Genomic DNA, 15,126 nt, shown 5'->3' on the forward strand with positions numbered 1-15,126 from the left:
GACCCAGCACGACCGGCCCCCGTACGAACGGGTCCGCCAGCGCACACGCGCCTCGACACGGGTTGACGCCGTACGTGCGCTGTCTGTGCACCTTATGGGCACAAGGCGTGCCCTGGACACGATTGCGGGCAGTAGTCGGTTGCGGCGTTCGGGTCGGTGTCTTTCGGGGTCGTCGTCTTCTCAGGTATTCGTGATGGGCTTCGGCGTGCGGGCGCCGACGAGGGGCAAGCCTGTGGGCGCAAGCGACGCGCCGATCGTTGCCCACCGTTGGAGGCACAGCATGGTCGCTGTTCGCGAGGTCGTGTTCGACCTGTTCCGCTCACAGGGGATGGACACGATCTTCGGGAATCCGGGGTCGACCGAGTTGACCATGCTCCGGGACTACCCGGACGACTTCCGCTACGTGCTCGGGCTGGAGGAGTCCGCCGTCGTCGGCCTGGCCGACGGCTACGCGCAGGCGACCGGCCGCACGGCGGTGGTCAACCTGCACACCGCCGCCGGGGTCGGCAACGCGATGGGCGCGCTGCTCAACGCCCGCGCCAACCGCACGCCGCTGCTGGTCATCGCCGGGCAGCAGGTCCGCGCGATGATGACCGTGGGGGCCCTGCTCACCAACACCGACCCCACGGTCCTGCCCCGTCCCGCCGTGAAGTGGGCGTTCGAGCCGCCCAGGGCCCAGGACGTCCCGCTGGCACTCATGCGCGCGCTGCACCTCGCCCGAGCCGAACCCCGGGGGCCGGTGTTCGTCTCGCTCCCCCTCGACGACCTCGACGCGGACCTGACCGCGCAGGAGGCCGACGACGCGCAGGCCCTGGCCCGCCGGACCGTGATCACCGCCGCCGGCACCGACGAGCACGCGATCCGTTCCCTGGCGACGAAACTGGCGGCGGCGCGCAACCCGGTCATGATCACCGGCGCGGGGGTGGACCTGGGTGGGGCGTGGGCGGACGCGGTGGAGGTCGCGGACCAGTACGGGCTGCCGGTGTGGGCCACCCCGTTCGAAGGCCGCTGCGGGTTCCCCGAGGACCACCCCCACTTCCGCGGCTTCCTGCCCCCGGCGATCGGGCCGGTGGCGGAAGCGCTCGCCGGGCACGACCTGGTCCTGGTCGCCGGCGGGCCGGTGTTCCGGTACTACCACGACCTCCCCGGCCCCTACCTGCCGCCCGACTGCGAGGTCGTGCTGCTGACCGCCGACCTGGACCACGCGGCCCGTGCGCCGGTCGGACGCGCGATCGTGGCCGACCTCCGCCACTCGCTGCGGGCGCTGCGCGCGGCGGCCCGAACCGGGCCGCCGACCCGGCCACGCACCCTCCCGACCCCCCGACCGCTCCCGCCGACGCCGCCGAGCGCGTCCCCGATGTCGGTGGACACCCTGTTCGCCACGCTGGCCCGGACCGCGCCACCGGACACGTTGTGGATCAACGAATCGCTCTCGAACCTGGCGGCGTTCCACGACCACATCCGCATTTCCCAACCCAATTCCTACTGGTTCACCGCCGGCGGCGGCCTCGGGTTCGGCCTTCCGGCCGCTGTCGGCGCGCGACTCGGCGCGCCCACCCGCCCGGTCGTGGCGGTGATCGGCGACGGGTCCATGCACTACTCGATCACCGCCCTGTGGACGGCCGCGGAATACGCCGTCCCCGTTACCGTCGTCGTGGTCACCAACAAGGAGTACGGAATCCTGAAATCGGTGGCCGACACCACCGGTGTGGACAAGGTCCCGGGCCTCGACCTGCACGGCATCGACATCCGGGCCATCGCGGGCGGCTACGGCCTGCGCAGCCACCTCGCGACCGACCCGACCGACCTGGCCGACCTGGTGGCCGCCGCGACCGCCCCGGGAGCCGACGCGCCGACCCTGATCGAAGTCCCCGTGGCACCGGCCGCCGACCAGTAGCCAACCCCATTTCCGCCTACATGCGTAGACAGATTCGTCGGTTCCACAATAGCTCTGCGGCGATTGTCGAATCACGCAGTGAATGAGCTGTGACCCGCCGTGTCGATCTCCGATTATTTCGGCCGAGCAATAACGCTGCGGCCCGAAAACCCGATAGGCAGAGTGCTTGACCCTCGCACCGGGTTGGGGAGAACAATGGGCACAGCCGGTTCGACCTCGCTTCCAGGCACCACCCGAGACGTGTTCACCGGCTGCGCCGCCGCCGAGCGGCTGTTCGACGAGGTGGCGGCGGACCCGGACGCCGAGCGCGTCGTGGCCGTGTCCGGGCCCGGGGGCTTCGGCAAGACCGCCGCGCTCGCCGTGCTGTCCGGGCTCTTCGAGACCACCGGGTCGGGAGGGCGGGCGGTCGTGCTGGTGGACGACGCGCACGAGCTGCCGGACTGCGAGTGGGACCGGCTGGTCCGCCTCGCCGACGACGACGGCACGCGGTTGGTCGTCGCCCACCGGCCCTGGTCGGGCATCGACGCCGCGCGGGCGTTGCCCTGGACGCAGCCGCCCGTGCGCCTGGAACCGCTGGACCGCGCCGCCGTGGCGCGGCGGATCGCCGCCCTGCTGGACGCCGAGCCGGCCGACGAGCTGGTGGACCGCGTGTGGGCGCAGACCGGGGGCATGCCGGCGCTGGTCGTGCCGGTGGCCGAGGCCGCGCTGGCGGGGCGTCCGGTGGCCGGCCACGCCGCCGACCGGGCCGTGCACGAGTTCGAACGGGCCCCGGCGGCCGTGCGGGACGTGCTGCTGGTGGCCGCGCTCGGCTGCCCGATCGAGGTGGACGCGCTCGCGCCCGTGCTGCGGATGGAGTCCTCGCAGGTCGAGGCCGCGACGGCAGGCACCTGGTCGACGGGCCTGCTCACGGCCTCGGGCGCGGTGGTCGGGCTGGTCGGCGAGGCGATCCTGCGCCAAGTCCCGGAAACGCGGCTGAGGGACTTGCGGACCAGGGTCGCGCTGGTGCTCCTGGACCGCGGCGAGTCCGCTGTGGCCACCGCGCCGCTGCTGGTGGACGCGGGGACCCGCGGCTCACGGGCGGCCGGCGTCCTGGAGGCCGCCGCGGACGAACTGCTGCTCAGCGACCCCAGAGGGGCCGGCGAGTACTACACCGCCGCGGTGACCGCCGGGGCGGCTCCGGCCCGGCTGGGCGCTCGCCGGGCGGAAGCCGCGGCGTTGTCCGGCGATTTGGACACGGCGCTGCGGCTCGCCGAAGAGGTGCTCGAACGCCCGGACGGGCAGGCGCGGGCGCTGGCCGCCACCGTCGCCGCGACCGCCTTGGCGCACAAGGGGATGCTCGCGCAGAGCGCGTCGCTCTACCAGTGGGCGGAACCGTCGGTCAGCGCCGTGCTGCCGCTGATCGGGGTGGGCCGGCTGGCCGAGGCGACCCGGCTGGTGGCCGGAGCCGACCCGCGGCCCACGATCAGCGGCACCATCCGGTCGCTCACGGCGCAGGGCGTGCTCGACTCCGTCATCGGGTCGCCCGTGGCCGCCCTGTCGCACCTGTTGCGCGCGGACGCGCTGGTCGAGCCGAACGGGCACGGCGGGCTGCTGCCGGACACGCCGGCGGCGCTGGCCGCCCTGGTCGCCATGCACCTCGGCGAACCGGAGGTCGCGACGACGGTGCTCGACCGCGCGATCACCGGCCGTGGGTGCGCGGACCTGGTCCGCCACCGGCTGTTGCGGGCGTGGGTGGCGCTGGCCGCCGGTGATTTCGCGGGCGCGGCGGACGGGCTGAAGGCCGCCACCGGGGGCCACCGCGTGGCCGACCCGCGTGACGAGTTGTTCGCCGCCGCGATCGAGGTCGGCATCGCCCGTCGGCTCGGCGAGAACGCCGACCTGGAGAACGCCTGGCCACGGGCGCGGGACGCGGTCATGCGGCACCCGGTCGACCTGTACGTGCTCCAGCCGGTCGGTGAGATCGCCGTCGCCGCCGCGCGGCTGGACAAGGACCGGTGGGTCGAGCCGCACATGTCCGAGGCCGAGGCGCTGCTGGAGCGCCTGGGCTCGCCGCCGCTGTGGGCGGCGCCGCTGCACTGGTACGCCGTGCAGGCCGCCATCGCGGCCGAATCACCGGCCAAGGCGTTGCACCACGCCACGATCGTCGACGGGATGGTGCTCGCCGGGACACCGGCCGGCGCCTTCGCCGAGGCGACCCGCTGCTGGCTGCGCGTCCTGGGCGGGGACGTCGAGGTGCGGGCGGTGCGGCACGCCGCGCTGGCGTTGCGCGAGGCCGGGCTGGTGTGGGACGCCGCCCGGCTGGCCGGCCAAGCCGCGATCCGGACCCCGGACCGGCGGTCGATGAGCGCCCTGCTGACCTGCGCGCGTTCCCTGCGCGAGCACGACACCGACCCACCGGCCGAGCAGTCCGCCCAGGCCCGGACCGGTCCGGGCGGTCCGGCCTTGAGCGACCGGGAGGTCGAGGTCGCCGAACTCGTGGTGGCCGGCCTGACCCACAAGCAGATCGGCGAGCGGCTGTTCATCTCGGCCAAGACCGTCGAGCACCACATCGCCCGCATCCGCCGCCGGCTGGGCGCGGGCAACCGCGCCGACCTGGTCGCCCAACTCCGGATCCGGTTGGCGCAGCGGGAGAACTAGCGACCCGTCGCACCGCACTGTCCACTGTGGCAGGTCCGGCCGGGGAAGAGACCGGCCGGTCGCTAGTCGTCCAGCCGGTCGACCATGCCCTCGCAGCTGCGCACGACGACCCGGGCCACGTCCACGAACGCCCGGCTGGACAACGGGTTCTCGGCCCAGCGCTGCCAGCGTTCCAGGGCGGCCCACGCCGCCGCGCGCTGACCCGGGCGGTCGATGTCGGCGGGTAGGGACAGGCGGGAGCACGGGGTGGCTCCCGTGCCGCCCAGCAGGCGTTCGGCCTCGTCGCCCGCGCCCTCGGGCAGGCGCACGGCTCCTGATCGCAGGACGCCGATCGTGCGCAGCTCCGCGAGTTCGTGGGCGTCGGCCAGGACGCGTTCGACCTCGGTCAGCAGGGGCACGGTGTCCGGGCCCGCTTTCCGGCGCAGCACGGTGTCCACCGTCAGCAGCGCCGACCGCGCCTTGAGCAGGTCGCGGCGTTCGGTGAACAGCACCGACAACGTCTCGCGCAGCTCGTCCAGGCCGCTGCGGCGGGTCAGTTCGGCGGCCAGCCGCGCCGGGTCGTCGAAGCCCTGCCGGACCAGGGTCAGCGACAGGCGGATGCCGAAGAGGCCGAAGCGGGCCAGCAGGCGGGCGTGGTCGGGGCCGGCCCGGGTGAAGCGGTCCACCGAGAGCATCGCCGCCTCGACTTCCGCGCGCGGCGCGGCGGACAGCGCGGCGAGCGCGGTGAACTCGTCGTGCCGGAGGGTGCGGGCGGTCTGGGCGATGAGGCCTGCGACCGGGACGACCGTCTGGCACAGCTTGCGCAGCCGCGGATCGGCCCGGTAGCGGCGGGCGATGCGCCGAGCGGACATCAGCGCGTCGATCCGCCCTACGCCGATCTCGTCCGCGCGGGAGAGCACCGCGATGGTGTGCACGGGGGTCGCCCGCGCCACGCCCCGGTCGTGGAAGGACTCGAGCAGCCGCAGGTCCGCGCTGTGCAGGTGGCGCATCAGGTAGATGACGGCGTCGGCCTCGCCGGGCTCGTCCTCGGGGGCCAGGAAGCGGGTGGCCGTGGCGGAGACGTCGGTCGAGGCCGACGCGACGCCGGGGGTGTCGATCAGCGTCGTGTCGCGCAGGCCCCGGGTCGGCCAGTCCACGGTGAGCCGCTCGACCGCCTCCGGGGCGGTGCCGTCCAGGTCCAGCACCAGCGCGCCGTCCACCCGCTCGACCGGCAGGTGGCGTGGCGCGCCGTCGCGGGGGTGCAGGGTGATCCGCGGGGTGTGGCCGTCGCGGTACCAGGTGACCACGCGGGTGCACTCGCCCGCGTCGGTCGGTGCGATCTCCTCCCCCACCAGGGCGTTGAGCAGCGTGGACTTGCCGGCCTTGACCTTGCCGGAGATGGCCACCCGCAGCGGTCCGTCCATCCGGTCCAGTTGGCGGCGCAGCAGGTCGGCGGTGTCCGGGTCGTCGCGGTGGGCGTCGATCGCGGCGCGCAGCAGCGAGCGCACCTCGCCGGAGAGGGTCCCGGTCACCGCCGGGCCCCCACCGGTCCGGCCAGGGCGTCCGCCGCGGCGACCACGTCGGCCACCCGGCGCAGCTCCACTTCGAGCTCGGCGACCCGCCGAGTCCGCTCGCCGGCGTCGGCGTCGACCGCGCGCTGCGCCGACGTGATCGACTCGGTCAGCGACCGGGACAGCTCGCCGGCCCGGCCGGTGAAGTGGTCGCGCAGGTCGCGTTGCAGTTCGCGCAGCATGTCGCGGGAGTCCTTGCCCAGTTGGAAGACCACGTCGTCGACGAACCGCCGCACGGCCGCCTTGGCGTCGGTGCGGCGCCGTTCCAGCATCCGCTTGCGCTCCTCCTTGACCACCTTGCGGCCCAGCAGCACGCCCGCGGCCAGCGACAGCGGGTTGACCAGCGCGAGGCCGCCGATCGTGCCCACCATGCCGACCATGAGGGTGCCGCCGTAGCCGCCCCGGACCCCGGCGATGAGCCGCTGGCCCAGACCGAACTTCTCCGGGCCGGGGAACTCCAGCGCGATCGCGTGGGCCAGCGGCCCGGACGGGTCGTGGGCGCGCAGGTCGGGCAGCACCTCGCCGCCGTCGTGGGCGAAGTGGTCGGCCACCCGGCCCGCCAGCCACCGGGCGCGCTGGTGGGTCCACACGAAGTTGGCCGCCGACTCGGCGCAGATCCGCTGCCCCACCCAGCCGACGAACTGCTCCTCGACCAGGGCCGGTTCGATCCCGTCCAGCTCGGCCTCCGCCTCGCGGGTGATCTGCCGCAACCGGTCGCGCAGGTCGAACTCCACGTCGGAGATCAGGTCCGCCACGCCGTCGTTGAGCGTCTGCTGCCACCGCGCCGAGCGCTCGCGCAGCGCGTCCGCCCGCTGCCGGGCCTCGCGCAGGTCGGCCAGCAGGGCCCCGGCCCGGTCCGGGTCGCGGTGGGCGGCCAGTTCCGCCCGCGCCGCGGTCGCCACCTGGCGGGCCGCGGCGTGGACGTCGTGGGCGACCGACGCGGCGGCCAGCTCCGCCGCCCGGCCGACGATCCGCTCCCGCAGGTGCGGCACCAGCGCCGGGAACCCGGACTCGTGGTTGAGCTCCTGGTCACCGGTCCGCACGGCGTGCAGGCGCAGCACCGACGACACCGGCAGCAGGTCCGCGCCCAGGTCGGCGGCGGCGAGGTGGGCCCGGTCGCGCTCGGCGACGCGCTGCCAGTCCGGGTACAGGTCGATCTTGGTCAGCACGCACACCACCGTCGGGCACACCCGCGCGACCTGCCGCAGGAAGTCCAGCTCGGTGGCGGTGTACTCCTGCGCCGCGTCGGAGACCATGATCACGGCGTCGGCCGAGGGCAGCGCGGTCATCGTGTCGGCCCCGTGCGCGGAGCCCAGCCCGCCCACACCGGGGGTGTCGACCAGGCACAGCCCGCCGGTCAGGACGGACCGCGGGATGCCGACCTCCGCGTGCCGCAGCCGGCGGTGGTTGCCGGGGTTGCCGGCCTCCGAGACGTGCTCGGCGAGCGTCTCCAGCGGCACGGCGGTGCAAGCGCCGGTGCGGTCGACCAGGGTCGCGCAAGGGGTGTCGGCGTACCGGACCGCCGTGGGCACGGCCGTGGCGACGTCGTCGTCCACCGGGCACACCGGCGCGTTGACCAGGGCGTTGACCAGGTGGCTCTTGCCCTGCTTGAACTCGCCGACGACCAGCACGCGCACCTCGGGGTCGAGCAGCCGGTGCCGGGTCTGCGCCAGCCGTGCGGCCAGGTCCTCGCGGCCGTGCGCGCGCACGGCCCGCAGGGCGAGGTCGACGACCTCGATCGGTGTCCGTCCGCTCACCGCGGCTCCTTCCGACGCGGGGCCGCGCCACCCCGGGAAGGGGTGGCGCGGTCGTGCACCGCCGAGGCCCAGGGAATGGCATCCGGTCGGATGCCGCCACCCGGGACCGGTGGCTCAGCCGACGGCGATGCTGTTGTCCACGTCGACCTCCACGTCGAGGTCGTTGTGGGACGCGATGTCGGTGTGGGTGTCGTTGAACGAGTCGTCCACGTCGACGCTGTTGTCGGTGTTGAACGAGTCGTCCAGCACCACGCTGTTGTCCGTGGTGAAGGAGTCCTCGTACTCGGTCTCGGTGTTGTTCGAGTCGTCCACGTTGTTCGAGTCGTCCACGTCGACGCTGTTGTCGGTGTTGAACGAGTCGTCCAGCTCCACGCTGTTGTCCGTGGTGAACGAGTCGTCGACGCTGTTGTCGGTGTTGGTCTCGATCTCGGTGTCGACCTCGGTGTTGTAGGAGTCCTCGGTCTCGTGGTTGTACGAGTCCTCGATCTCCACGCTGTTGTCGACGTCGTGCGAGTCGTTGCTCTCCCAGTCGTGGGAGTCGAGCTGGTTGGTGTCGCTGCCGTTCGTGGCCACGGCGACGTTGCCGCTGCCGTTGGCCTCGACGTCGGTGGAGTAGTCGTTGGCCTCGTACTCGCCGGTCGCCTCACCGTCGCCGATGGACACCGCGCCGCCGTTGTTCGCGTTGGCCTCGCCGACGTTGTTGACCTCGTTGTCGTCGCCCGCCACGTTGTGGTGGCCGGTGACCACGGTGCCCTTGATGTCGTCGCCCGCCGCGACGGCACCTTCGCCCGACGCCACGACCGGGTCGTTGTCGAACCACTGGAGCACGTCGCCGTCGGCCCAGATGTTCTGGTTGACCGAGTTGTCCAGCACCGTGTTGTGGCTGTCGCTCCACGAGTAGCTCTGCGTGATGTAGTGGATCTCGCGGATCGCGCCGTCCATCCCGTCGTGGTGGTCGCTGTGCGCCGGGGCTGCCGCCGCTGGGGCGGCTGCGGGGGCGGCACCGGACCCTGCCCCGGGCCCGGCGCCGGGAGCCGGCGGGGACGATGCGGCGTGGTTCACGTGGGTGCTGTTGCCGCCGCCGTTGAGCTCGCGGTCGAACGAGTTGTGCTGGGCTGTCTGCACGTTGTCCACGATCAGCGGCCGGGCGTCGCGGACGTCGTCGGCGCACAGGTCGTCGAACCCGTTGTCGTGGAGCACCTCGCGGGGGTTCGCGGTGAACGCGGCACGGGCGTCCCCGCTGCCCAGGAGGTTGAGGATGAACTGGAGCAGGCTCACGTTGGTGGTCATCGGAGGCACCTCTCGTCGGGAAGGTTCCGATGACGCTACGTATCCGGCACGGACGTGCCATCGGGACAAGCACCCACACTGCCGATAGTCCGATTGGGGGTTTGCCCATACCCGTTAGGGGGAACGTCTGCGCACCAGATTAGGGGCCTTGCCTCGCTAATGAGACGCATCGGCGCACCGATGACCCAGGTGGACAGCGTGGTCCGTCGGTGCGATCGCCCAGAGCCACCGGCGGCTCGCATCACCGTGCGTCACCTCGGTGACGAGTAGAGGGGCGAGCAGATGTCCTACGTCTTGGGTGTCGACCTGGGAACGACCTACACGGCCGCCGCGGTGTGCCGCCGGGAGGCGGGCGGGTGGGGCCCGGCCGAGGTGCTGCCGCTGGGCACCAGGTCCGCCGCCGTCGCCTCGGTGCTGTACTTCGGCTCCGACGCGACCGTGCTGGTGGGCGAGGCCGCCGAGCGGCGCGCGCTGGTCGACCCCGCCGGGGTGGCCCGCGAGTTCAAGCGCCGCATCGGCGACCGCACGCCGTTGCTGCTGTCCGGCCGGCAGCACACCGCGCACGAACTCGCCGCCCGCCTGGCCCGGTGGGTGGTCGACCGGGCGACCGAGCGGGAAGGCGGCGCGCCCGACCGGGTCGCGGTCACCCACCCGGCCGGCTGGGGCGAGCACAAGAAGGGGCTGCTGCTCGCGGCGCTGGCCGACGTCGGGCTCGGCGAGGCGGCGCTGTCCACCGAGCCCGAGGCGGCCGCGTTCGACTACAGCGCCGTCGAACGGGTCGGGGCCGGCACCACCATCGCCGTGTACGACCTGGGCGGCGGCACGTTCGACGCGGCGGTGCTGCGCAAGGTGGACGACAGCCGGTTCGAGCTGCTCGGCGACCCCGCCGGCGCGGACCGGCTCGGCGGGATCGACTTCGACGAGGCCGTGTTCGACCACCTGCGCACCGCGTTGCCCGGCGACTTCGCCGCGCTCGCCCTCGACGACCCGGTTGCCATGGCGGCGGTGACCCGGCTGCGCCGCGAGTGCACCGAGGCCAAGGAAGCCCTGTCCGGCGACACCGAGGTCACCATCCCCGTCCTGCTGCCCGGCGGGCACGCCCAGACCCGCCTGGTGCGCGGCGAGTTCGAGGCGATGATCCGGCCCGCGCTGGACGAGACCGTCGCGCTGCTGCGCGCGTCCATCCGCTCGGCGGGACTGGCCGAGTCCGATGTGGACCGCGTGCTGCTCGTCGGGGGCTCGTCGCGGATCCCGCTGGTCAGCCAGTTGCTGTCGCAGGAGTTCGGCCGGCCGGTGGCCGTCGACAGCGACCCGAAGAGCGTGGTCGCCAGGGGCGCGGCACGGGCCGTGGTGCCGGCCGGGCCGCACACCACCGCCGTCGAGCGGACCGACGAGGTGGACGACGAGGTGGACGACGTGCCGGCGGACGTGCCGGCGCGTCCGAAGGTCGCGGACATCCCATTGGTGCTGCCGCGACCGGCACGGCGACGGCGGCTGCTCAGGCCGCGCGTGCTGGCGGGAGCCGCCGCCCTGGCCGTGGTCGCGATGAGCGCGGCGAGCACCGTGGCGTCCGACGAGCCGATCGCGACCGGCACGGCCGCGACAACGCCCGACAACCCCGTGGTCCCGCCTGACGACGCCGCCGTGCCCGATCAGGCCGAACCCGCCGCCGAACCGGCCTACCCGCAGGTCCAGCCCGTGGCGCAGCGGTCCACCCCACCGCCCAACCGCAAGGCCAGGCCCAGCCCCAACGTGCCCGACGCGGGTCTCAACGACACCGACGCGGCACCGGCCCCTGTCCCTGCCCTTGCCCGCGCGTCGACCGGCACCGCCGACCCGACCCGGCCATCGGCGTCCCCGGCGACGACGTCCTCGCCTGCCGCTCCGGCACCGCTCCAGGCAGCCGCGGTTCCCACCCCCGACTACCACCCGCCGGCCGCCGACAGCCTCCCGCCCGCGACCGCCACCTCCGCCGAAAACCCGCCCCCACCAGCCGAGACCCCGCCGCCACCGGCGGAAACCGAGCCTCCGACCACCGAAGCCCCGCCCCCGACCACCGAAGCCCCACCGCAGACGACCGACGATCCCCCGCCCACCACGGACGACCCGCCGCCCGCCACCACCACCGAGCCCACGACCACCACCGAGGACCCGGTTCCGACGACGTGAACCGATCGCGTTGGGCGTGCGCCTCCCGCTCGACCTCGCCGACGTCGTGAGCCCCGCCGGCAACCAGGTCGAGCAGTACAACGTCACGACAGCGGTCCAGGGACCTCCCCGGCGGCCGGCTGACCACGCGTGGCATCGCCGAGGCGCACGCCGACAGGGCGGCCCCGGCTCTCCCCGGGACCGCCCCGCCGACGACCGGTCGTGATCAGACGCAGTTGTACGGCGTGAAGCTCGATTCCTTGTCGGTCGCGTTGTAGACGACCCCGCGGTTGCAGCCGGAGCCGACCCACGTCGGCCACGTGTGGGCGTAGGTGTTGCCCGCCGACATCGTGACGTCGGGCGACCGGAACGTCCTGCCGGCCGGGTTCACCCATTCCAAGTGGCCGTAGAACGAGGTCCCCGACTTCTTCTGGTACGAGACCCGGATGCTCCCCTGCTGGTTCACCGGCGTGATGGTGATGCACAGCCGCCCGTTGCGCAGGTCGGTGCACTGGGTGGTGTCCAAGGTGCCCACCGATCCGGACGCCGTCCCGGCCGATCCGGTCGGGGTCGCCTGGGCCATCCCCCCGGAGAGCGCCACCACCGCCAGCGCGAACGCCACCACCAGACCCTTCTTGCCCTTCACCGCTACCCCCGCAGCCGTCTTCCCGTTGCCCGACACCATCGTCAGGTCCCCCTCCTGGTCGAGCCCGCCCCTCGCGGGCAGTGACCATGCTGCTCGGAGCCGGTCGCCGGGAACAGGTCGCGGACCGGCCGTGCGTGGCCGGTCCGGACTGGTACCAATAGTCCCCATGGGGGAACAACTGGCCACCGCCCTGCGGCACTACCGCCGACGGGCGGGGCTCACCCAGGAGGGGCTCGCCGAGCGGTCCGGGGTCTCGATCAGGACGATCCGGGGCATCGAGACCGGTGAACGCGGCAACCCGCAACTGGTCTCGGTCCGACACCTGGCCGCCGCGCTCGACCTGGAGCCCGACGAGCAGCACGAACTGCTGTCGGCGGCGGCGGGCGCGCCCGAACCGGCGGCGGGCCCGCTGCCCCGCCAGCTGCCGCCCGACGTGGTCGGCTTCGTCGGCCGCGCGGACGAGCTGGCCCGGCTCGACGCGGCGGTGGCCGCCGCCGGTCAGGAGCCGTTCGCGGTGGCCATCTCGGCGGTCTCGGGCACGGCCGGCGTCGGCAAGACCGCGTTGGCGGTCCGCTGGGCGCACCGGGCCGCGCACCGCTTCCCCGACGGCCAGCTCTACGCGAACCTGCGCGGTTTCGACGCGCGCAGCCCGGTGGTCGACCCCACCGACGCGCTGCGCGGCTTCCTCGACGCGCTCGGCGTGGCACCGCAGCGCGTCCCGGCCGACCTCGACGCCCAGGTCGGCCTGTACCGCAGCCTGCTGGCCGGCCGCCGGGTGCTGGTCGTGCTGGACAACGCCCGCGACGCCGACCAGGTCCGCCCGCTGCTGCCCGGCGCCGCCGGCTGCCTGGTCCTGGTCACCAGCCGCAACCAGCTCGCGAGCCTGGTGGCGTCCCACAACGCCCACCCGCTCACGCTGGACCTGCTCGGCCCGGCCGAGGCCGAGCACCTGCTGGCCGCCCGGGTGGGCCCCGAGCGGACGGCGGCCGAGCCGGCGGCGGTGGCCGAGGTCGTCGCCCGCTGCGCGGGTCTGCCGCTGGCGCTGGCGGTGGTGGCCGCGCGCGCCGCCACCAGGCCCGCGCTCCCGCTGCACGCGCTGGTCGAGGAGTTGCGCGAGGCCGACGGCGGGTTGGACGGCCTGGCGGGCGCGGAACCCAGCACCGACGTCCGCTCGGTGTTCTCCTGGTCCTACCGGGCGCTGGACGCCGACGCCGCACGGGCGTTCGCCCTGCTGGGCCTGGCACCCGACCCCGACATCGGCCTGGCCGCCGCCGCCCGGCTGGTCGGCGCGCCGACCAGCCGGGTCCGCGCGTTGATGCGGAAGCTGGAGGAGGGGCACCTGGTCGAGCAGCACCGGCCCGACCGCTACCGCATGCACGACCTCGTCCACGCCTACGCGACCGAACTGGCTCAGGACGTGGCCGAAGAGGACCGCCACGCCGCGCTGCGCCGGCTGGTCGACATGTACCTGGTCGTCGCCGGCCGGGCCCGCGACCTGGTGATGCACAGCCCGCGCCTGGCCGAGGTGGTCGACCTCGCGGCGGGCGACCCGGACTGGCCTGCCTTCGCCGAGGAGGCCGAGGCGCTCACCTGGCTGGAGGCCGAGCGCGGCCACCTGCTCGCGACCGTGCGGTGGCTCGCCGGGCACGGCTGGGACGACGACGTGTGGCGGCTGTCGTGGCTGCTGCACGGGTTCTTCCGGGCCCGCCAGCACAAGGCGGACTGGCTCGAGGTCGGGCGGTTGGGCGTGTCGTGCGCGCAGCGGCTGGGCGACCCGGTGGCCCGGTTCCACGCGGCGAACTGCCTGGGCGGCGCGCACATGGCGGCACGCGACTGGGACCGGGCGATCGCCTCCTTCCAGGACGCGCTCGCCGTCAGCCAGACCGACCACGACCTGGCCAAGGGAGCGGTGTGCCTGAACAACATCGGCATCACGCTGGTCAACAGCGGCGACGCCGAGAAGGCGATCCCCTACCTGCGCCGGGCGCTGACCTACGCCCGCACCACGCGCAGCGCGGTCGACGAGGCCATGTACTCGCTCAACCTGGGCGACAGCTACTGCATGGCCGGCCGCTACCAGGAGAGCCTCACCCACGGCCGGCGCGCGCGGGAGCTGTTCCACTCGCTGGGCCGCCGCTACCACTGCGCCGTCGCGGTCGGCAACCTCGCCGAGTCGTACTTCGGCCTGGGCGACCTGGCCGAGGCCGCCCGGCACGCCCAGGACGCGCAAGCGCTGCTGCGCACCGTGGACGCCCGGTACGACGTCGCCAAGAACCTGCTGTTCCTCGGCCGCGTCCACACCGCCCAGGACCGGCCCGACCTGGCGCGTCGAGCGTGGCTGGAAGCCCTCGACACCTTCCACCAGCTGGACGACCCGCGCGCGGCCGAGGTGCGGGACCTGCTGGAGCGCAACCACGACCGGTGATCAGGGTTTCCGTTGTTCAGGGTTTCCGGTGTTCAGGGGTGCCGGCGGATGTGGTCGAGGATGGCGTCGGCGATGGTGTGGTGCACGGCGGCGGGCAGGGCGTGGCCCATTCCCGGGATCTCCAGGAGGGTGGCATCCGGCAGCAGGGCGGCCAGGTGGCGACCGAACCCGGGCGGGTAGAACGGGTCCAGTCCGCCCTGCACGACCAGCGTGGGCGTGGTCGCCCGGCGCAGGTCGTCGGCACCGCGCGGCAACGGCTCGGCGCCCAGCCGGATGTGCGCGGTGCTCGGGGCGAACGTCCCGGCGTGCGCCACGGCCCGTTCTTCCAGCCGCCGGTACTCCGCCTCGTCGAACGGCAGCACGTCGCCGTGCATCTCGCGCCACAGCGCGACCCGGCGCGCCAGTTCGGACTCCTCGTCCGCGCCCGGCACGGCGAGCGCGATCAGCCGTTCCAGCCGTTCGCCCTCCAGCGCCGGCGCTTCCCCGGTCGTGCCCATGTCCAGCGCGCCGGTGTGGGTCAGCGTCACGGAGCGGAGCCGGTCGGCGTGGTCGACGGCCGGCAGTTGGCCGATCAGCCCGCCCATCGACTTCCCTGCACCAAGCAAGAGGACACACCGGATTGATCGGTTCAGGTCCTTACAGTCCAGCGATCGCACCTTCACCCGTCGCGGTATGTCGGTGCCGTGCGGCGATCGCACCACGTCCTGTAATGCCGAGTTGAGGACGTATCGGGGTCGACGGGTGTGGGCGTGAGGACGTCTGGGTGGCGGTTGAAT

The 15,126-nt window shown here is 73.8% G+C and carries 9 protein-coding genes; 4 read left to right on the forward strand and 5 right to left on the reverse strand.

The window, feature by feature from the left end; all coding sequences use genetic code 11:
• The first annotated feature begins 280 nt into the window (after positions 1 to 280).
• Both mdlC and BN6_RS23595 read left to right on the forward strand, forming a co-directional pair.
• Positions 281 to 1,897, forward strand: a complete 1,617-nt coding sequence (mdlC, locus tag BN6_RS23590; protein ID WP_015102262.1) for a benzoylformate decarboxylase — start codon at positions 281 to 283, stop codon at positions 1,895 to 1,897.
• Between the two features lie 240 nt (positions 1,898 to 2,137).
• The gene (locus BN6_RS23595; protein WP_041313747.1) at positions 2,138 to 4,534 is read left to right on the forward strand and encodes a LuxR C-terminal-related transcriptional regulator; all 2,397 of its coding nucleotides are present in this window, start codon (positions 2,138 to 2,140) and stop codon (positions 4,532 to 4,534) included.
• A gap of 62 nt (positions 4,535 to 4,596) precedes the next feature.
• Here BN6_RS23595 and BN6_RS23600 read toward each other — a convergent pair whose 3' ends face one another.
• From BN6_RS23600 to BN6_RS23610, 3 genes are all read right to left on the reverse strand, one after another.
• A complete protein-coding gene (locus tag BN6_RS23600) occupies positions 4,597 to 6,045 on the reverse strand; it encodes a dynamin family protein (RefSeq protein WP_015102264.1) in 1,449 nt (482 codons plus the stop codon).
• Positions 6,042 to 7,841: a dynamin family protein gene (locus BN6_RS23605; protein ID WP_015102265.1), complete on the reverse strand. Its 1,800-nt coding sequence runs from the start codon at positions 7,839 to 7,841 to the stop codon at positions 6,042 to 6,044. Before BN6_RS23605 ends, BN6_RS23600 begins: the two co-directional genes overlap by 4 nt.
• Positions 7,842 to 7,955: 114 nt before the next feature.
• The gene (locus tag BN6_RS23610; protein ID WP_015102266.1) at positions 7,956 to 9,131 is read right to left on the reverse strand and encodes an IniB N-terminal domain-containing protein; all 1,176 of its coding nucleotides are present in this window, start codon (positions 9,129 to 9,131) and stop codon (positions 7,956 to 7,958) included.
• A 282-nt stretch (positions 9,132 to 9,413) separates the two neighbouring features.
• On the opposite strand from BN6_RS23610, the gene BN6_RS49720 reads away from it, so the two are divergent.
• Positions 9,414 to 11,300 carry an Hsp70 family protein gene (locus tag BN6_RS49720; RefSeq protein WP_015102267.1) on the forward strand — a complete coding sequence of 629 codons (1,887 nt, stop codon included), beginning with the start codon at positions 9,414 to 9,416 and terminating at the stop codon, positions 11,298 to 11,300.
• Positions 11,301 to 11,505: 205 nt separating this feature from the next.
• Here the strand turns inward: BN6_RS49720 and BN6_RS44975 are convergent, their stop codons facing one another.
• Positions 11,506 to 11,925, reverse strand: a complete 420-nt coding sequence (locus tag BN6_RS44975; protein ID WP_148302981.1) for a hypothetical protein — start codon at positions 11,923 to 11,925, stop codon at positions 11,506 to 11,508.
• Positions 11,926 to 12,091: 166 nt separating this feature from the next.
• On the opposite strand from BN6_RS44975, the gene BN6_RS23625 reads away from it, so the two are divergent.
• Complete coding sequence (locus BN6_RS23625; protein WP_051075707.1) at positions 12,092 to 14,350, forward strand: XRE family transcriptional regulator; 2,259 nt, start codon at positions 12,092 to 12,094, stop codon at positions 14,348 to 14,350.
• A 32-nt stretch (positions 14,351 to 14,382) separates the two neighbouring features.
• Here BN6_RS23625 and BN6_RS23630 read toward each other — a convergent pair whose 3' ends face one another.
• Entirely contained in the window at positions 14,383 to 14,934 is a 552-nt protein-coding gene (locus tag BN6_RS23630) for an alpha/beta hydrolase (protein WP_015102269.1), read from the reverse strand.
• Positions 14,935 to 15,126 lie beyond the last annotated feature (192 nt).

This window comes from Saccharothrix espanaensis DSM 44229 (genome assembly GCF_000328705.1).
GTDB lineage: Bacteria > Actinomycetota > Actinomycetes > Mycobacteriales > Pseudonocardiaceae > Actinosynnema > Actinosynnema espanaense.

Excerpts from the sequence above, each read along its gene's own strand:
- BN6_RS23610 (WP_015102266.1), bottom strand. The coding sequence starts at position 9,131 with ATGACCACCAACGTGAGCCTGCTCCAGTTCATCCTCAACCTCCTGGGC.
- mdlC (WP_015102262.1), top strand. The coding sequence starts at position 281 with ATGGTCGCTGTTCGCGAGGTCGTGTTCGACCTGTTCCGCTCACAGGGG.
- BN6_RS23630 (WP_015102269.1), bottom strand. The coding sequence starts at position 14,934 with ATGGGCGGGCTGATCGGCCAACTGCCGGCCGTCGACCACGCCGACCGG.
- BN6_RS49720 (WP_015102267.1), top strand. The coding sequence starts at position 9,414 with ATGTCCTACGTCTTGGGTGTCGACCTGGGAACGACCTACACGGCCGCC.
- BN6_RS23625 (WP_051075707.1), top strand. The coding sequence starts at position 12,092 with ATGGGGGAACAACTGGCCACCGCCCTGCGGCACTACCGCCGACGGGCG.